Here is a 19,676-nt window from a genome sequence, read left to right on the forward strand (position 1 = left end):
CATCGACCTGCGGCCCGTCCCACCACCGGATCAGCGGTCCGATCTGGGGACGACTTAGGGGGTGACAGGGGTAGGACACCGGCAGGGTGCTCGGAAGACTTGGGCCGCTACGGCGAGCGGGGTCTACGCCGCGGATGAGAAGTCTCGCCGACGGACGGATGTGGTGACATGCTTCGGAGCGACCTGATCCAGCCGTTGTCCGATCTGATCGAGGCGCACGCCGCCAGGTTGGGGAACAAGGTCGCGTTCCGCGACGACCGACGGGCGGTCGGATACGCGGACCTGGCGGCGCGGACCCGTCGGCTGGCCGGTCACCTGGCGGCGTCGGGGGTCGGGCGGGGCGACCGGGTGGCGTTCTGCCTCGGCAACCGGGTGGAGACGGTGGAGACCTGGCTGGCCGTGACGCGGGCGGCCGCGGTCGGCGTACCGGTGAACCCGCACAGCACCGACGCGGAACTGGCCCACCTGCTGGACGACTCCGGCGCGGTGCTGGTGGTCACCGATCCGCGGCACCTCGACCAACTGCTGCGGCTGCGCGCCGACCGGCCGGCCCTGCGGGTCGTGGTCACCGGGGACGGCCCGGTGCCCGCCGGCGTCACCGCGTGGCGGGACCTGGTCGACACCGAGCCGGGTGTGCACGCCCGCGACGACCTGGGCCTCGACGAGGTCGCCTGGATGCTCTACACCTCCGGCACCACCGGCCGGCCCAAGGGCGTCCTCTCCACCCAGCGCACCTGCCTCTGGTCCGTCGCCGCCTGCTACGTGCCGATCCCCGGGCTCACCGACGCCGACCGGGTGGTCTGGCCGCTGCCGCTGTTCCACAGCCTCTCCCACATCGGGTGCGTGCTCAGCGTGACCGCCGTCGGCGCCACGGCCCGGCTCATCGACGGCTTCTCCGCCGACGACGTGCTGCGCGCGGTCGACGAGGACGAGGCGACCATGCTGGCCGGGGTGCCGGCCATGTACCACCACCTGGTCACCGCCGCCCGGGAGAGCGGATTCCGCGCCCCGGCCCTGCGGGTCTGCCTGGTCGGCGGGGCGATCACCACCGGCGCGCTGCGCCGGGCGTTCGACGAGGTCTTCGACGCGCCGCTGCTCGACGCGTACGGCAGCACGGAGACCTGCGGCTCGATCGCCGTCACCCGGCCGGACCAGCCCCGGGTCGAGGGTTCCTGCGGGCGCGCGGTGCCCGGCGTCGAGGTACGCCTGGTCAGCCCGCAGACCGGCCTGGACGTGCCGACCGGCGCGGAGGGCGAGGTCTGGGTCAGCGGGCCGAGCGTCATGCTCGGCTACCACGGCCTGCCGGAGGTCACCGCCGCGGCCCTGCGCGACGGCTGGTACCGCACCGGTGACCTGGCCCGCCGCGACGCCGACGGCAACATCTTCGTCACCGGGCGGCACCAGGAACTGATCATCCGGGGTGGCGAGAAGATCCACCCGGCCGAGGTGGAGGAGGCCCTGCGCGGGGTGCCCGGCGTCGCCGACGTGGCGGTGACCGGCCGGCCGCACGACGTGCTCGGCGAGGTGCCGGTGGCGTTCGTGGTGCCCGGGCCGGAGGGCTTCGACCCCCGGGCCGGGTACGCGGCCTGCCGGGAGAAGCTCTCCTACCACAAGGTCCCGGAGGAGCTGTACGAGATCGGGCAGGTGCCCCGCACCGCCTCCGGCAAGGTCACCCGCCGGCTCCTGCTCGACCGGCCGGCGCGGCTGCGGGCGGTCAACGGCAGCCACCACGAGGCGCTGAGCCTGCTCGCCTGGCGGCCGCTCGACCTGGCCGCCGTACCGCCGGTCGAGGCGCCCGTCCCGACGGCCGCGCAGGCCGCCGCCGCCCCGGCCCGCCACTGGGCGCTCGTCGGTCACGGGAGCGAGGCGCTGGTGGAACCGCTGCGCGCGGCGTCGCCGGGGGACCGGTTCCGGCCCCACCGTGACCTGGCCGCCCTACGCGACGCCCCGGACGTGCCCGACGTGACGGTGCTGCTGGTCGAGCCGGCCGACGCCGTCGCGGCGGACCTCGCCGACCGGCTGCGCGGCTGGCTCGACGACGACCGGTTCGCCGGCACCCGGCTGGTGCTGCTGACCGCCCCGGCCGGCGCTGCCGCCGCGAGCGACGCGCCCGGTGACACGGCCCTCGGGAGCGCCGCCACCGCGTCCGGCGTGGCCGCCGGGTGGTCCGAGCCCGATCCGGCTGCCGGCGCGGTCCAGGCCCTCGGGCGCAGCCTGCAGGCCGCGTACCCGGAACGGATCGTGCTGGTCGACCGCGACGCCGGAGACCGTTCGACAGCCCTGCTCCCCGCCGTGGTGGACGCGGGCGCCGCGCAGGTCGCGCTGCGGGCGGGCGCCGCCCTGCACGCGGTCCTCGTGCCCGCCCCCGCGGCCGTGCCGGCGCGGCCGGTGACAGTTGCCGACCCGGACCGCCCGGTCCTGATCGCCGGCGCCGCCGGGGCGACCGGCGCGGCGCTGGCCCGACACCTCGTCGCCGCGCACCGCGTCCGCCGGCCGCGGCTGCTCCACGCCGACGCCACGCCCGGGGCCGCCCTCGCGGACCTGGTCGCCGAACTCGTCGCCGCCGGCGCCGACGCCGCCGCGCTGCCCGCCGACCGGGCGGGTGACGAGCCGCCCGGCGCGGTCTTCCTCTGCCCGTCCGACGACGACCTGACCGACGACGGGGCCGTGGCCCGGCTGCTCGGCCTCGCCGGGACGCTGGACGCCGCGACCCGGCACCCGGCCGCCGCGTTCACCGTCCTCGCCCCGTCCGCCCTGCTGCTGGGCGCCGCCGGCCAGGAGCGGGCCGCCTCGGCCGTCGGCGCCCTGCACGCCCTGGCCGCCCGCCGCCGGGCCGCCGGTCTCCCGGCCCGGGTCGTCGGCACGACCGCGCGCGCCGACCGGGAGCCGTCGCCCGCGACCGCCCGCCCGGGGGAGGGCAGCGGCGACACGCGGGCTGCCGTACGCGCCGACCTCGCCGCGTTCGACGTGGCCCACGACGGCGACGACCTGGTCCTGCTCGCCCGTCCGGCGGGCCACGCCGACGCCGCGCACCCCGCCTGGCGTACGCCCGTCACGGCGGCTCGCGACGCCACCGACGACCGGGACGCCGCCGAGTTGCGCCGCCGGCTGGCCGGGCTGAGCACCGCCGAGGGGGACCGGCTCCTGCTGGACCTGGTCCGCGCCGCCACGGCCGAGGTGGCCGGCCTGTCCGGGCCGGCCGCGGTGCGCCCCGGCCGGGCCTTCAAGGAACTCGGCTTCACCTCGGTCAGCGCGGTCGCCCTGCGCGACCGGCTGGCCCGGGCCACCGGGGTACGGCTCTCCGCCACGGCCGCGTTCGACCGGCCCAGCCCGGACGCGCTCGCCCGGCACCTCGCCGCCCGGCTGCGCGGCGGCACCGGGCAGCCGGGCCCCGCGGCGAACCGGCCGTCCGCGCCGTCCACCGTGGACGACCCGGTGGTCGTCGTCGCCATGGCCTGCCGGCTCCCCGGCGGTGTCGCCTCCCCCGAGCAGCTGTGGGACCTGGTCGACGAGGGCCGCGAAGGGCTCACGGAGTTCCCCACCGACCGGGGCTGGGACCTGGCGCACCTGTTCTCCGACGACGCCGACCGTCCCGGCACCTCGTACGTGCGGGTGGGCGGCTTCCTGACCGACGCGGCGGACTTCGACGCGACCCTGTTCGCGATCAGCCCGCGCGAGGCGCTGGCCATGGACCCGCAGCAGCGGCTGCTGCTGGAGACGTCCTGGGAGCTGTTCGAGCGGGCCGGCATCGACCCCACCTCGCTGCGCGGCAGCGCCACCGGGGTCTTCACCGGCGTCATGCACCACGACTACGCCGCGAACCTGCGCCAGGCGCCGCCCGGCACCGAGGGCTACCTCGGCGTCGGCACCGCCGGCAGCGTCGTCTCCGGTCGCGTCGCCTACGCGCTGGGGCTGGAGGGACCGGCGGTCACCGTCGACACGGCGTGCTCGTCGTCGCTGGTCGCGCTGCACCTGGCCGCCCAGGCGCTGCGCGCGGGCGACTGCTCCCTCGCCGTGGCCGGTGGCGTGGCGGTGATGGGCACCCCGCAGGCGTTCGTGGAGTTCAGCCGGCAGCGTGGGCTCGCTCCGGACGGCCGGTGCAAGGCGTTCGGCGAGGGCGCCGACGGCACCGGCTGGTCCGAGGGCGTCGCCGTGCTGCTGCTGGAACGGCTCTCCGACGCCCGCCGGCGTGGGCACCCCGTCCTCGCCGTGCTGCGTGGCTCCGCCGTCAACTCCGACGGCGCGTCCAACGGGCTCACCGCCCCCAACGGGCCGGCCCAGGAGCGGGTCATCCGCCGGGCGCTGGACGCCGCCAGGCTCTCCACGGCCGACGTGGACGTCGTCGAGGCGCACGGCACCGGCACCCGGCTGGGCGACCCGATCGAGGCGCAGGCGCTGCTCGCCACGTACGGGGCGGGCCGCGGCGACGCCGAACCGCTGCGACTGGGCTCGCTGAAGTCCAACCTCGGCCACACCCAGGCCGCCGCCGGGGCCGCCGGGGTGATCAAGATGGTGCTCGCGATGCGGCACGGAAAGCTGCCCCGCACCCTGCACGTGGACGCCCCGACGTCGGAGGTGGACTGGTCCGCCGGCGCCGTCGAGGTGCTCACCGAGGCCCGCCCGTGGCCCGAGGTGCGACGCCCCCGCCGGGCCGGCGTCTCGTCGTTCGGCATCAGCGGCACCAACGCGCACGTCATCGTCGAGGCGCCCCCCGCCGACCCGCCGTCGTCCGGGGCCGTAAACCGGCAGTCGTCGCCCGGAGTCGCGGACCGGCAGTCGTCGTCCGGAGTCGCGGACCGGCAGCCGTCGTCCGGGGCGGTCTCCGGCAGCCGGCGGCCGCCCGTGCCGTGGCTGCTCGCGGCGGCCACCGGCGAGGCGCTGCGCGACCAGGCGGCCCGCCTGCTGACCTGGCTCGACGGGCCCGGGGTGGACGCCGACCCGGCCGACGTCGGGCACGCGCTCGCCACCACCCGCGCCGCACTCGAACACCGGGCCGTGGTGCTGGCCGGCGACCCGGCCACCGCCCGGACGGCCCTGACCGCGCTGACCCGGGGGGAGCCGGACCCGGACGGGCCGACGGTGCTGACCGGCCGGGTCGTCGACGGCCAGCTCGGCCTGCTCTTCGGCGGGCAGGGCGGCCAGCGCGCCGGCATGGGCCGCGAGCTGCACGCCGCGTATCCGGTCTTCGCCGACGCCTTCGACGCCGCCTGCGCCGAACTCGACCGCTGCCTCGCCGGCCACGCCCCGCACCCCGTCGCGGACGTCGTCTTCGCCGCCGAGGGCGGCGAACTGGCCGACCTGCTCGACCAGACCCTCTACACCCAGCCGGGGCTGTTCGCCTTCGAGGTGGCGCTGTACCGCCTCCTGGAATCCTGGGGGGTACGCCCCGACGCGGTGCTCGGCCACTCCGTCGGCGAACTGGCCGCGGCGCACGTGGCCGGGGTGTTCGCCCTCGCCGACGCGGCGGCGCTCGTCGCCGCCCGGGCCCGGCTCATGCAGCAGCTGCCCGCCGGGGGAGCGATGGTCGCCGTCGAGGCCGACGAGGCCGAGGTCGCCGCGCACCTGACCGACCGGGTGGGCCTCGCCGCCGTCAACGGCCCCACCAGCGTCGTCGTCTCCGGCGACACCGACGCGGTGCTGGCCGTCGCGGCCACCCTGCGCGCCGCCGGGCGCCGTACCAACCGGCTGCGGGTGTCGCACGCGTTCCACTCGCCGCGCATGGAGCCGATGCTCGACGAGTTCCGCGCCGTGGCGGCCGGCCTCACGTACCGCACCCCGCACCTGCCGGTGGTGTCCAACCTGACCGGTCACCCCGTCGACCCGGCCCGGCTCTGCTCGCCCGACTACTGGGTCGCGCACGTCCGGGACACCGTCCGCTTCCACGACGGCGTACGGGCCCTGCACGGGCAGGGCGTCACCACCTTCCTGGAGATCGGTGCGGCCGGCGTGCTCACCGCGATGGCCCAGGACTGCCTCCTCGCCGAGGCCGACGAGCTGGCCTTCGTTCCCGCCGTCCGGGGCACCGCCGGCGAGGCCGAGGCGCTGCTCGCCGCCGTGGCGCGGCTGCACGTCCGGGGCGTCGCCGTGGACCGTGCCGCCCTCGCCGGTCCCGGGCCGCACCGCCGCGTCGACCTGCCCACGTACGCCTTCCAGCGCCGGCACTACTGGCTGCCCGCCTCGGCCGTGGCCGGCGGCCCGGTCGGCGTCGGGCTGACCGACGCCGGGCACCCCCTGCTCGGCGGCGTGCTGCCGGTCGCCGGCACCGGACAGGTGGTCTGCACCGGGCAGGTCTCCGTGGCCACCCAGCCGTGGCTGGCCGCCCCCGGTGACGACACCGCCGCCCTGCTGCCCGCCGCCGCCCTGCTGGACATGCTCACCCACCTCGGCGAACAGCTCGGCACCCCGACGGTGGAGCGGCTGCGCGTCCCCGAGCCGGTGCCGTTGCCCGCCGAGCCGACCCTCGAGGTGCAGGTCGGCGTCTCCGCGCCGAACGAGCACCGGCGCCGGGTCGCGCACTGCCACGTCCGGGCCGGCGACGGGCAGCCCTGGCGGGAGGTCGCCGAGGCCGTGCTCGGCCCGGTCGACCCGGAGAGCGGACGGGGCGCCCTCGCCCCGACCTGGCCGCCCACCGGGGCCCGGCCGGTGGACCTGACCGCCCCGCAGCACCGCGCGCTGGTCGGGGAGCTGGCCCGGGCCGCGTGGGTCGCCGCCGACCGGCTCTTCGTCGACGTACGCCTGCCCGAGGACGCCCGGGACCCGGACGCCGAGCGGTACGGCGTGCACCCGCTGGTGCTGGAGGCGGCCCTGCGCCTGCTGCCGCTCGCCGACTTCGCGCCCGGCGCCGGCGTCGACGCCGCGCCCACCGCCCGGCTGCTGCCCACCGAGTGGGCGGGGGTGCGCCGCCACGCCACCGGGGCGCACGCGCTGCGCGTCAGCCTGGCCCCCGCCGGGGCGGACGCGGTCACGCTGAGTGCCGTCGACGACGCGGGCGTGCCCGTGCTCGACGTGGACCGGGTGGTGCTGCGGACCCTGGACCTGCCGCCCGCGGACGCGCCGGCCCCCGCGTCCGCGCCCGCCGGGCTGTACGCCGTCGACTGGTTGCCCGCGGCGTTCCCGGCGACGCCCGCGCCCTCCTGGACGCTCGCCGACGGCACGCTCCCGGACGGACCGCTGCCGCCGCTGCTGGTGCTGCGGGTCGGCGACGGCGAGCCGGGCCGGTCGGTGCCCGACCGGGCGCACGCCGTCGGCCTCGCCGTGCTCGGCGTGCTCCAGAGCTGGCTGGTCGACCCCCGCGCGGAGACCACCCGCCTGGCCCTCGCCGTGCGCGACGGCGACCCGGTGCACGCGCCGGTGGCCGGGCTGGTCCGGGTCGCCCAGGCCGAGCAGCCCGACCGGTTCCTGCTGCTCAACCTCGACGCCACCGACGACGCGACCGTCCGGGCGGCGCTGGCCGTCGCCGGGGACGAGCCCGAGGTCGCCGTCCGCGACGGCCGTGTCCTGCTGCCCCGGCTCCGCCCGGTCGACCAGCCCCCGGCCGGTACGCCGCTTGCGGCACTGGCCGGCGGCACCGTGCTGGTGACCGGCGGCACCGGCGGGATCGGCCGGCAGGTCGCCACCCACCTCGCCACCGTGCACGGCGTCGCCGAGCTGGTCCTGGTCAGCCGCACCGGCCGGGCCGGCGACTGGACGACCGCGCTGACCGACGCCGGCGTCACCGTCCGGGTGGTCGCGGCCGACGTCGCCGACCGGGCGGCGCTCGCCGAGATCGTCGCCCCGCTGGCCGACCGGCTGGTCGCCGTCGTGCACGCCGCCGGGGCCACCGACGACGCCCTGCTCACCGACCTCGACCCGGCCCGCTGGGGGCGGGCCCTGCGGTCCAAGGTGCACGGTGCGTGGCACCTGCACGAGCTCACCGCCGGCCTCGACCTGGCCGCGTTCGTGCTCTTCTCCTCGGCGGCCGCCACCTTCGGCAGCCCCGGCCAGGGCAACTACGCGGCCGGCAACGCGTTCCTCGACGCGCTCGCCGCACACCGCCGCGCCCGGGGGCTCCCGGCGGCCGCCCTCGCCTGGGGGCTGTGGGCCGCGCAGGACGGGATGGCCGGCCGGCTCACCCCGGCGGACCTGGCCCGGCTCGCCCGGGGCGGCACCCGCCCCCTCGACACCGCCGCCGGGCTGGCGCTGTTCGACGCCGCCCTGCACGTCGACCGGCCGACGCTGGTGCCGATCGGGCTCGACCTGGCCGCCGTGCGGACCTCCGGCGAGGTGCCCGCCCTGCTGCGGGCGCTGCTGCCCCCGCCGCCCCGCCGGGCCGTCAACGCCGACGCCGCGCCCGCCTCCGCCAAGGGCTTCGCCGACCGGCTGGCCGAGTTGGCCGAACCCGACCGCGCCGCCCTGCTGCTGGACCTCGTACGCACCCGGTGCGCCACCGTGGTCGGGCACACCGGCTCCGACGACGTCGAGCCGCGCCGCCCGTTCAAGGAACTCGGCTTCGACTCGCTGATGGCCGTGGAGCTGAGCAACCGGCTCACCGCCGTCACCGGCGTCCGGCTCGCCCCGCACGCCGTGTTCAACCACCCCACCCCCGAACTGCTCGCCGCGCACCTGCACGCCCGGCTGCTCGGCACCGCCGCCACCGAGGTCACCGACGCGAGCACCGTCGCCCTGGACGAGCCGGTCGCCATCGTCGCGATGGCCTGCCGGTTCCCCGGCGGCGTCGGCTCCCCGGAGGAGCTGTGGCGGCTGCTCGACGCGGGCGCCGACGTCATCGGCGACCTGCCCGACGACCGCGGCTGGCCGCTGGCCGACCTCTACGACCCGGTGCCCGGCACGCCCGGCCGGACGTACGTGCGGGCCGGCGGGTTCCTCACCGGGATCGCCGACTTCGACGCCGCGTTCTTCGGCATCAGCCCCCGCGAGGCCCTCGCCATGGACCCGCAGCACCGGCTGCTGCTGGAGACCTCCTGGGAGGCGCTGGAACGCGGCGGCATCGACCCGGTCACGCTGCGGGGCAGCCGCACCGGCGTCTTCGCCGGCACCCACGGGCAGGACTACGGCGACCAGGTCGCCCCCGGCGTCGTCTCCGACGACGGCGAGGTCACCGCCGACGAGGGACACCTGCTCACCGGTACGGCCGGCAGCGTCCTCTCCGGCCGCGTCGCGTACGCGCTCGGGCTGGAGGGGCCGGCGGTTACCGTCGACACCGCCTGCTCGGCGTCCCTCGTGGCGCTGCACCTGGCGGTCCAGGCGCTGCGTCAGGGCGACTGCGACCTGGCCCTGGCCGGCGGCGTGTCGGTGATGTCCACCCCCGCCGGGCTGACCGGCTTCAGCCGTCAGCGCGGTCTCGCCGCCGACGGGCGGTGCAAGGCGTTCGCCGAGGACGCCGACGGCTTCGGCATGTCCGAGGGCGTCGGGATGCTGGTGGTGGAGCGCCTCTCCGACGCCCGCCGCCGGGGCCACCCGGTCCTCGCCGTGGTCCGCGGCTCGGCGGTCAACCAGGACGGCGCCTCCAACGGGCTCACCGCCCCGAACGGGCCGTCGCAGGAACGGGTCATCCGCGCCGCGCTGGGCGCCGCCGGGCTGAGCGCCGCCGAGGTGGACGTGGTGGAGGCGCACGGCACCGGCACGTCGCTCGGCGACCCCATCGAGGCGGAGGCGATCCTCGCCACCTACGGGCAGCGCCCGGCCGACGCCCCGCCGGTGCTGCTCGGCTCGGTCAAGTCCAACCTCGGCCACACCCAGGCCGCGGCCGGCGTGGCAGGCGTGCTCAAGATGGTCCTCGCCATGCGGCACGGCCGGCTGCCCCGCACCCTGCACGCCGAGCGCCGCAGCTCGCGCGTCGACTGGGACTCGGGATCGCTGGAACTGCTCACCGAGGCCCGCCCGTGGCCCGTGGCGGACCGGCCGGCGCGGGCCGGTGTCTCGTCGTTCGGCATCAGCGGCACCAACGCCCACGTCATCGTCGAGGCGGTCGCCGAAGCGACGCCGACCCCGGACGCCGACGCCGGAGCCACGCCGCCGGAGGCGTACGCGCTGCCGTGGCTGCTCTCCGCGCGTACCCCGGAGGCGCTCGTCGGTCAGGCCCGCCGGCTGCGGGAGCACCTCGCCGGGCGGCCCGACCAGCGGCCCCTCGACGTGGCCTGGTCGCTGGCCACCAGCCGGAGCACCTTCGACTCCCGGGCGGTGCTGGTCGGCGCGTCGCCGGACCGGGTCGCTGCCGCCCTCGACGCCCTCGCCGAGGGCCGGCCCGACCCGGCGGTGACGCGGGGCGAGGCCCGGCCCGTCGGCCGGTGCGTCTTCGTCTTCCCCGGGCAGGGCTCCCAGTGGCTCGGCATGGGGCTGGACCTGCTCGACCAGGCCCCCGTGTTCGCGGAGCGGATGGCGGCCTGCGACGCGGCGCTGCGGCCGTACCTGGACTGGTCGCTGCTGGACGTGCTGCGCCAGGCGCCCGGCGCGCCCGGCCTCGACGAGGTCGACGTGGTGCAGCCCGCCCTGTTCGCGATGATGGTGTCGCTGGCCGAGCTGTGGCGCTCCCACGGCGTGCAGCCGGCCGCCGTGGTCGGCCACTCGCAGGGCGAGATCGCCGCCGCCTGCGTCGCCGGGGTGCTCTCCCTGCCCGACGCCGCCCGGGTGGTGGCGCTGCGCAGCCGGGCGCTGCGGGCCCTGGCCGGGCACGGGGCGATGGCCTCCGTCGCGCTCCCCGCCGACACGGTCCGCGACCGGATCGCCCGGTTCGGCGACCGGATCTCGGTCGCCGCCGTGAACGGCCCGGCCGCCGTCGTGGTGTCCGGCGAGCCGGCGGCGGTGGAGGAACTCCTCGCCGAACTGGCCGGCGGGCAGGCCCGGGTCCGGCGGATCGCCGTCGACTACGCCTCGCACTCCGCCCAGGTGGAGGGCATCCGCGACGAGTTGGCCGAGGTGCTGGCGGGCATCGCCCCCGGCCCGGCGGCCGTGCCGCTCTTCTCCACCACCGACCTGCGCTGGCTCGACGGCGAGGAGATGGGGCCGGACTACTGGTACCGCAACCTGCGGCAGCCGGTCGAGCTGGAACAGGCGATCCGCTCGCTGGCCGCCCAGGGCCACGACACGTACGTCGAGTGCAGCCCGCACCCGGTGCTCACCGTGGGCATCGAGGAGACCCTCGCCGGCCACGACGGCGAGAGCGTGGTGGTCGGCTCGGTGCAACGCGACCAGGGCGACCGGGCACGGTTCCTGCTCTCCCTGGCCCAGTTGCACGTGTGCGGGGTCGCGGTGGACTGGCGGCCCGCGCTGGCCGGCGGCCGGCGGGTCGACCTGCCCACGTACGCGTTCGCCCACCGCCGCTACTGGCCCCGGCCCGTCTCCGGCCCCGGCGACGTCGGCGCCGCCGGCCTGGACGCCGCCGGGCATCCGCTGCTCGGGGCGTCGGTCGCGCTGGCCGAGGCGAGGGGCCACCTGTTCACCGGGCGGCTGTCGACCGACGCGCAGCCGTGGCTGGCCGACCACCGGGTCACCGACAGCGTGCTGGTGCCCGGCACCGGCCTGGTGGAACTCTGCCTCCGCGCCGGCGACGAGATCGGCCTGCCGCTCCTCGACGAACTGGTCATCGAGGCCCCGCTGACCCTGCCCGCGGACGGCGCGACCCAGGTGCAGGTGACGGTCGGCGCGGGCGTCGACGACGGACGCCGCCCGGTGACCGTGCACTCCCGGCCCGCCGACGGCCCGGCCGCCGGCCCGTGGACCCGGCACGCCAGCGCCACCCTCTGCGCCGACCAGCCCGCCGCGTCGCCGCAGCCCACCACGTGGCCGCCGCGCGACGCCCGCCCCGTCGACCTGACCGGCTTCTACGCCGGCCTGGCCGCCGACGGCTACACGTACGGGCCGGCGTTCCAGGGGCTGCGCGCGGTGTGGACCAGCGGCGACGAGGTCTACGCCGAGGTGGAGCTGCCGGCGGCCCAGCGGGTCGACGCCGACCGGTACGGCCTGCACCCGGCCCTGCTCGACGCCGCCCTGCACGCCGCGCACTTCGGCGGTCTCGCCGAGGCCGGCGCCGGCCGGCTGCTGCTGCCGTTCGCCTGGAACGGCGTCACCCTGCACGCCACCGGCGCGACCGCCCTGCGGGTACGGCTCACCCAGGTCGGGCCGTACGCCATCGCGCTGACCGCCGCCGACCCGACCGGCGCCCCGGTCGCCGAGGTGACCGCCCTGACCATGCGGCCCATCTCCGCCGCGGAACTGGCCGTCACCGACGACCGCGCCACCCGCGACGCCCTGTTCCGGCTCGACTGGACGCCCCTGCCGCCGGTCGACGCGGCCGCCCCCGTCGACGCCGTGGCCGTCGCCCCCGGCCTGGACGGGTTCCCGCTGCACCCCGGGCTGGACGGGCTCGCCGACGCCGTCGACGCGGGACTGGCCCTGCCCGGGGCCGTGCTCGTGCCGCTCGACGCGGAACCCGCACAGCCCACCCCCCGCGCGGCGCGCCACGCCGCCGTCCGCGCCCTCGACCTGGTCCGGCGCTGGCTCACCGAGCCCCGCTGGGCGGCGTCGCGGCTGCTGCTGGTGACCCGGGGCGCGGTGGCCGTGCACCACGCCGGCGAGGTGACCGACCCGGCCGCCGCGACGGCGTGGGGGCTGGTCCGCTCCGCCCAGTCGGAGAACCCGGACCAGGTCGTCATCGTCGACGTCGACCGCGACGGGATCGGCCCCGACCAGGTCGCCGCCCTGCTGGCGGCGGCCGAGCCGCAGGCGGCGCTGCGGGGCGGCACCGCGTACGTGCCACGGCTGGCGCGGGCCGGGTCGGCGGGCGAACTCGCCGCACCGCCCGCCGCCGCGTGGCGCCTGGACGCGCCGGTGCGGGGGAGCCTGGAGAACCTCACCCTGAGCCCGACCGACGCCGCCGACGCCGTTCTCGGCCCCCGCGACGTGCGGGTACGCGTCCGCGCCGCCGGCCTGAACTTCCGCGACGTGCTCAACGCGCTCGGCCTCTACCCCGGCGACGCGGGACCGCTCGGCGGCGAGGGCGCCGGCGAGGTCGTCGAGGTGGGCGCCGAGGTGACCGATCTGCGGCCCGGCGACCGGGTGTTCGGCGTGTTCGTGGGCTGCTTCGGGCCCGTCGCGGTCACCGACCGCCGGCTGCTGGCCCCGATGCCGGCCGGCTGGTCGTACGTCGAGGCCGCCTCCGTGCCGGTGGTCTTCCTGACCGCGTACCACGGCCTGGTCAACCTGGCCGGGCTCAGCCGGGGCGAGTCGGTGCTGGTGCACGCGGCGGCCGGCGGCGTCGGCATGGCCGCCGTGCAGCTCGCCCGGCACCTCGGCGCCGAGGTGTACGCCACCGCCAGCCCCGCCAAGTGGGACGCCCTGCGGGCGATGGGCATCGACGGGGACCGCCTCGCCTCGTCCCGGACCCTCGACTTCGAGACCCGGTTCGCCGAGGCCACCGGCGGACGGGGCGTCGACGTGGTGCTGGACTCGCTGGCCCGCGAGTTCGTCGACGCCTCGCTGCGGCTGCTGCCGCGCGGCGGGCGGTTCGTCGAGATGGGCAAGACGGACATCCGCGACGCCGCCCGGGTCGCCGCCGACCACCCCGGGGTGGCCTACACCGCCTTCGACCTGACCCTGGAGGACCCCGACGAGGTGCAGCGCATGCTCGTCGTGCTGCTGGGGCTCTTCGAACGGGGAGCGCTCACCCCGCTGTCCACCCAGGTGTGGGACGTCCGCCAGGCGCCGGAGGCGTTCCGGCACGTCAGCCAGGCCCGGCACGTCGGCAAGGTGGTGCTCACCATGCCCCGGGCGTGGGACCCCGACGGCACCGTGCTGCTGACCGGCGGGACCGGGACCCTGGGCGGGCTGGTAGCCCGGCGACTGGTCGAGACGCACGGCGTACGGCGGCTGCTGCTGGTCAGCCGCCGCGGCGAGTCGGCACCCGGCGCGGCCGAGACGGTCGCCGAGCTGCGCGCCCTGGGCGCCGAGGCCACGGTGGTGGCGGCCGACGTGGCCGACCGGGACAGCCTGGCCCGGGTCCTGGACGCGGTACCGGCACGGCACCCGTTGACCGCGGTCGTGCACCTCGCCGGGGTGCTCGACGACGGGATCGTCACCGCCCTCACCCCGCAGCGCGTCGACACGGTGTTCGCGCCGAAGCTCGACGCCGCGTGGCACCTGCACGAGCTCACCCGCCACCTCGACCTGGCCGGGTTCGTGCTGTTCTCCTCCGGCGCGGGCGTCTTCGGCGTACCCGGTCAGGCGAACTACGCGGCGGCCAACGCGTTCCTCGACGCGCTCGCCCTCGCGCGCCGGGCCGAGGGCCTGCCGGGCCGGTCGTTCGCCTGGGGACTGTGGGAGCAGGCCAGCGAGATGACCGCCAAGCTGGACCGGTCCGACCCCCGGATCACCGCCCGGGACGGGCAGCTCGCGATCCCGTCCGACCTCGGGATGGCCCTGTTCGACGCGGGCCTGCGGCTGGCCGAGCCGGTGCTGGTGCCGACCAGGATCGACGTCGCCGCGCTCGGCGAACGGGTCGAGCGGCCCCCGGCCCTGCTGCGCGGGCTGATGCGACGGGAACGGCCGAGCGCCCGGTCGAGCGCCCCGACCGGCGGCGGGCGCACCCTCGCCGACGAACTGGCGACGCTGGCCGGGCCCGACCGCCACGGCCTGGTGGTCGACCTGGTACGCGAGCAGGCGGCGAGCGTGCTCGGGCACGGCAGCCGGGCGGCCGTCGCCCCCGGCCGGGCGTTCAGCCAGATCGGCTTCGACTCGTTGACCGCCGTCGAGCTGCGCAACCGGCTGACCACGGCGACCGGCCTGCGCCTGCCGGCCACGCTGATCTTCGACTACCCGGACCCGAACGAGCTGGCGACGTTCCTGGTGTCGCAGCTGGCGCCGGACACCGGCCCGGCGGACCCGCCGGTCCTCGTGGACCTGGAGAACCTGGAACGGTCGCTGACCGAGGCCAGCGTCGAGGCGGAGCTGCACGCCCAGATCGGGTCCCGGTTGGAGGTGCTCATCGCCAAGTGGCGGACGATGCGCGCCGGCTCGGGCGGCGATCCCGACCTCGACCTCGAACTGGCCAGCGACGACGACCTCTTCGACCTCATCGACTCCGAACTCGGTCTCTGATGGCCCTCCGGCCGCCACGCACGGCGCGAGCCGTCCCCTCCGACACCGTGTCCGACCGACCCCCGAGGAACCGATACCGATGCTGATGACCGACGTCCTGATCGTGGGCTACGGCCCCGTCGGTGAGATGCTCACGATCCTGCTGGCGCAGCGAGGGCTCACCGTCACGGCGGTCGAGCGCTGGGCCACCCCGTACAACTTCCCCCGCGCGGTCTCGTACGACGGGGAGGCGAGCCGCATCCTGGCCGCCGCCGGCGTCGCCGACCGGCTCGGCCCGGTGGTGGAGTCGTCGGGCGAGTACACCTTCAAGAACGGCTTCGGCCGGACCCTGCTGCACGTCAAGGTGACCGGCGACGGCCCGATGGGCTGGCCCGACTCGGTCTCCTTCTACCAGCCCGGGCTGGAGGCGCTGCTCGCCGAGCGGGGAGCGGAGCTGCCGGGCGTGACGGTGTTGCGCCCGTACCAGGTGACCGGCCTGGTGGAGCACGACGACCGGGTCGAGGTCACCATCGCCGGGCCGGAGGGCGAGGAGGTCCGCGCGGCCCGCTGGGTCGTCGGCTGCGACGGGGCCAACAGCTTCGTCCGGGAGCACCTGGGCAGCGACGTCACCGACCTCGGCTTCACGTACGACTGGCTGGTCTGCGACGTGGTGCCGCACGAGGCCCGCGAGTTCAAGCCGAACAACCTCCAGGTCTGCGACCCGGCGCGCCCCCGCACGGCCGTGTCGGCCGGCCCGGGGCACCGGCGCTGGGAGTTCATGCGGGTGCCGGGGGAGAGCCGGGAGGAGTTCGAGACCGTCGAGAGCGTGTGGCGGCTGCTCGGCCTCTTCGACATCACGCCCGACAACGCGACCCTGGAGCGGTACGGCGTCTACACCACCCAGGCGTGCTCGGCCGACCGATGGCGCTCCGGCCGGATCCTGATCGCCGGCGACGCGGCGCACGTGATGCCGCCGTTCATGGGTCAGGGCATGAGCTCCGGTTTCCGGGACGCCCTCAACCTCGCCTGGAAGCTCGACCTGGTGCACCGCGGCCTGGCCGACGCGGCGCTGCTGGACACCTACCAGGAGGAGCGCTGCGCGCACGTGCAGCACGCCATCCGGATGTCGATGGACTCGGGCACGGTGATCTGCGAGACCGACCGCACCGCCGCGGCCGGCCGGGACGCCGTCATGCTCGCCGAACTGCGCCGGCGCACCTCCCGGCCGCGCACCCGTTCCCTGCTGGAACCCCTGGCCGGCGGGGTCCTGCACGGCCGTACGGCCGACGCCCCCGCCGCCGGCGCGGGCGTGCCGATGCCGCAGGGGCGCGTCGAGGTCGACGGTCGCGCCGGGCTCTTCGACGAGGTCGTCGGCACCGGCTTCGTCCTGGTCTGCGCCGAGGACCCCGACGACCTGCTCGACGCGGAGGCCCGGGCCTTCCTGGACTCGCTCGACGCCCGGGTCGTCCGGGTCCTCCCCGCCGGCGCACCCGCCCCCGGGCCCGGCGCCGCGCCGACCGTCTTCGACCTCGACGACGTGTACCTGCCCCACCTCAAGCGGTACGACGCGGTGGCGGTGCTCGTCCGGCCCGACTTCTACGTCTTCGGCACGGCCGCCGACCCGGCCGGTGTGCCCGCGCTCGTCGAGGACCTGCGCCAGCAGGTCCGGCGCGGCTGATCGGCATCCATCCACCGGAAGGAACCCACATGTTCGAGAACCTGAAGATCGCCGGCCGGGCGATCCGCACGGTCTTCACCGCCGACCCCATCACCCGGGTCCGGCGCTTCTACGAGATCCAGTCGCCCGACGTGGAGTTCGCGGCCCGCCGTACCCACTACATGAACGTGGGCTACTGGTCCGACGGGGTCACCGACCTCGACACGGCCGCCGAGGCGCTGGCCGACAAGCTGGCCGACGCCGCCGGGCTCAAGCCCGACGACACCGTGCTCGACGTGGGCTTCGGCTACGCCGACCAGGACTTCAAGTGGCTGCGCGAGCGCCAGGTCGCCAAGGTGTACGGCCTGAACATCACCCCGCACCACGTCGAGGCGGCGCAGCGTCGGGCGCAGGAGGAGGGGCTCGCGGACCGGACCGACTTCCGGCTGGGCAGCGCCACCGAACTGCCCTTCGAGGACAACACCTTCGACCGGGTCGTCGCCCTGGAGTCGGCCTTCCACTTCTACCCGCGCAGCGCGTTCTTCGCCGAGGCGTTGCGGGTGCTCCGCCCGGGTGGCGTGCTGGCCACGGCTGACATCATCCCGGTCAGCGGGGACGTCGTGCGGGCGGCCATCCAGTCCGGCCCGCTGAGCTTCGTCAAGTTCAGCATCCCGAAGGAGAACTGGCACGACCGGGACACGTACCGGCAGGAGCTGGTCGAGGCCGGTTTCGCCAACCCGGAGGTGCACTCCATCAAGGACCGCACCTGGGAGGGCTGGCGGGCGTACATGGCGGGCCGGACCGACGACCCCGAGTTCCGCGCCGTCGTGAAGCCCGCCGTGCGCAAGAGCATGGCCGCGCACTGGAAGAACCAGGACCTCATGAAGCGCGAGATGGCGCAGCTCGACTACGTGATCGCGGTCGGCCACAAGAGGTGACGCCCCGCACCGACGAGGGGCCCGCCGACCGGTCGTGACACCGGTGGACGGGCCCCTCGGCCGGTGGAGATCAGACGGCCGGCGCCCCGGTCAGGGCCGTCGAGATGGCCCGCAGGACCGCCGGCTGGTGCTCGGCCAGGAAGAAGTGCCCGCCCGGGTAGACCTTGAGGTCGAACGGCCCGCTGGTGTGGGTCGACCAGGCCCGGGCCTCCTCGACCGTCGTCTTCGGGTCGTCGTCGCCGGTGAAGACGGTGATCGGGCAGCTCAGCGGCGGACCCGGTCGGTAGGTGTAGGTCTCGGCGGCCCGGTAGTCGCTGCGGATCGCTGGCAGCGCGGCCCGCAGCATCTCCGGGTCCCCGAGGACGGCGGAGTTGGTGCCGCTCAGCTTCCGGACGTCGGCCAGCAGGCCCTCGTCGTCGAGCAGGTGCACCGTCTCGTGCCGCGCCTGGGACGGCGCCCGGCGTCCGGACGCGAACAGGTGCGCCGCCGTACCGCCGTCCTGCTCGATCAGCCGGGCGAGTTCGAAACCGACGCTGGCCCCCATGCTGTGCCCGAAGATGGCCACCGGCTCGTCCAGCCACGGCCGCAGCACGGTGTGGACCTCCCGCGCGAGCTGGTGGATGTCACCGATGCACTTTTCGTGGCGCCGGTCCTGCCGGCCCGGGTACTGGATCGAGAGCACCTCGACGGCGGGGGAGAGGCTGCGGGAGACGGGGAAGTAGAAGCTGGCCGACCCGCCGGCGTGGGGCAGGCACACCAACCGCCTGGCGCCACCCGGAGCCGGGTGGAAGCGTCGCACCCACAAGCCGTTGTCGGTATCTGGCGTGGTCATCCTTGGCGGTCCTTCCGGCGGCTGCGGTTCCCGACCGGATCGACACAGACCCGGTCGAGGCGACGCTAGTGCGACGGGTGGGGACCGGACACCCCTAGCTGGCCCGTTGCCTGGTTAGGGGTTGTCCGCGCTCACGCACACCCAATAGCTTCTCCCCGCAGATGGGGATCTGCGTGGCTCTCGGCCGAGCGAGCCGAACGACAGATACAGGTGTCGCCTGAGACTTCTGCGCATTCGTACCGTCGCTTACGTCGAGTCTCCGCCGTGAATCGCGATGGGCTGGGTTGATGGACACCGAAGACAAGCTGCGGGAGTACCTGAAGAGAGTCACCGCCGACCTGCGGCGGACCCGGCAACGGCTCCGGGACGTCGAGGCCGAGGCGCAGCAGCCGATCGCGATCGTCGGCACCGGCTGCCGGTTCCCGGGCGGGGTACGGACGGCCGAGGAGCTGTGGGACCTCGTCGCGGCCGGCGGCGACGCCATCGCCTCCTTCCCCACCGACCGCGGCTGGGACCTGGACACGCTCTACGACCCCGAGCGGTCCCGGCCGGGCACCTCCTCGGTCCGCGAGGGCGGATTCGTGCCCGACGCCGCCGAGTTCGACCCCCGGCTGTTCGGGGTCTCGCCTCGGGAGGCCCTCGCGATGGACCCGCAGCAGCGGCTGCTGCTGGAGACGTCGTGGGAGGCCGTCGAGTCGGCGGGCATCGACCCGACCAGCCTGAAGGGCGCCCGTGTCGGGGTCTTCGCCGGCATGACCCACAGCGGATACGCCCACCCGCCGGAGACCCCGCCGGCGGGCGTGGAGGACTACCTGGGTCTCGGCAACGCGGGCAGCATCGCCTCGGGTCGGGTGGCGTACTCGTTCGGTTTCGAGGGGCCGGCGGTGACGGTGGACACGGCGTGTTCGTCGTCGTTGGTGGCGTTGCACCTGGCGGTGCAGGCGTTGCGGTCGGGCGAGTGCGACCTCGCCCTGGCCGGCGGCGTCACCGTCATGGCCTCACCGGCCACGTTCGCCGAGTTCTCGATCCAGGGCGGCCTGTCCGCCGACGGCCGCTGCAAGTCGTTCTCGGATGCCGCGGACGGCACCGGCTGGTCCGAGGGCGTGGGCGTGCTGGTGGTGCAGCGGTTGTCGGACGCGCGGCGCGACGGGCGTCGGGTCCTGGCGGTGGTGCGGGGTTC

The 19,676-nt window shown here is 76.4% G+C and carries 5 protein-coding genes; 4 read left to right on the top strand and 1 reads right to left on the bottom strand.

Annotated features, from left to right (window positions below; all coding sequences use genetic code 11):
- Nucleotides 1–168: 168 nt before the first annotated feature.
- The 3 genes from ACFHW0_RS30565 to ACFHW0_RS30575 all read left to right on the top strand — a co-directional run bounded on the left by ACFHW0_RS30565 (nucleotide 169) and on the right by ACFHW0_RS30575 (nucleotide 17,664).
- A complete protein-coding gene (locus ACFHW0_RS30565; RefSeq protein ID WP_416613099.1) occupies nucleotides 169–15,090 on the top strand; it encodes an SDR family NAD(P)-dependent oxidoreductase in 14,922 nt (4,973 codons plus the stop codon).
- A 79-nt stretch (nucleotides 15,091–15,169) separates the two neighbouring features.
- Nucleotides 15,170–16,747: a bifunctional 3-(3-hydroxy-phenyl)propionate/3-hydroxycinnamic acid hydroxylase gene (locus tag ACFHW0_RS30570; protein ID WP_416613100.1), complete on the top strand. Its 1,578-nt coding sequence runs from the start codon at nucleotides 15,170–15,172 to the stop codon at nucleotides 16,745–16,747.
- Between the two features lie 29 nt (nucleotides 16,748–16,776).
- On the top strand, nucleotides 16,777–17,664 hold the full coding sequence (locus ACFHW0_RS30575; protein ID WP_416613101.1) for a class I SAM-dependent methyltransferase: 888 nt from the start codon (nucleotides 16,777–16,779) through the stop codon (nucleotides 17,662–17,664).
- A 70-nt stretch (nucleotides 17,665–17,734) separates the two neighbouring features.
- On the opposite strand, the gene ACFHW0_RS30580 is transcribed toward ACFHW0_RS30575, so the two are convergent.
- A complete protein-coding gene (locus tag ACFHW0_RS30580) occupies nucleotides 17,735–18,496 on the bottom strand; it encodes a thioesterase II family protein (RefSeq protein ID WP_416613102.1) in 762 nt (253 codons plus the stop codon).
- Between the two features lie 284 nt (nucleotides 18,497–18,780).
- On the opposite strand from ACFHW0_RS30580, the gene ACFHW0_RS30585 reads away from it, so the two are divergent.
- Nucleotides 18,781–19,676 (top strand): beta-ketoacyl synthase N-terminal-like domain-containing protein (locus ACFHW0_RS30585; RefSeq protein ID WP_416613103.1); only part of this gene is annotated, 896 nt, incomplete at its 3' end.

Source organism: Micromonospora sp. LOL_025 (genome assembly GCF_048060285.1).
In the GTDB taxonomy this organism is placed as follows: Bacteria; Actinomycetota; Actinomycetes; order Mycobacteriales; family Micromonosporaceae; genus Micromonospora.

Excerpts from the sequence above, each read along its gene's own strand:
- ACFHW0_RS30565 (WP_416613099.1), top strand. The coding sequence starts at position 169 with ATGCTTCGGAGCGACCTGATCCAGCCGTTGTCCGATCTGATCGAGGCG.
- ACFHW0_RS30570 (WP_416613100.1), top strand. The coding sequence starts at position 15,170 with ATGCTGATGACCGACGTCCTGATCGTGGGCTACGGCCCCGTCGGTGAG.
- ACFHW0_RS30575 (WP_416613101.1), top strand. The coding sequence starts at position 16,777 with ATGTTCGAGAACCTGAAGATCGCCGGCCGGGCGATCCGCACGGTCTTC.
- ACFHW0_RS30580 (WP_416613102.1), bottom strand. The coding sequence starts at position 18,496 with ATGACCACGCCAGATACCGACAACGGCTTGTGGGTGCGACGCTTCCAC.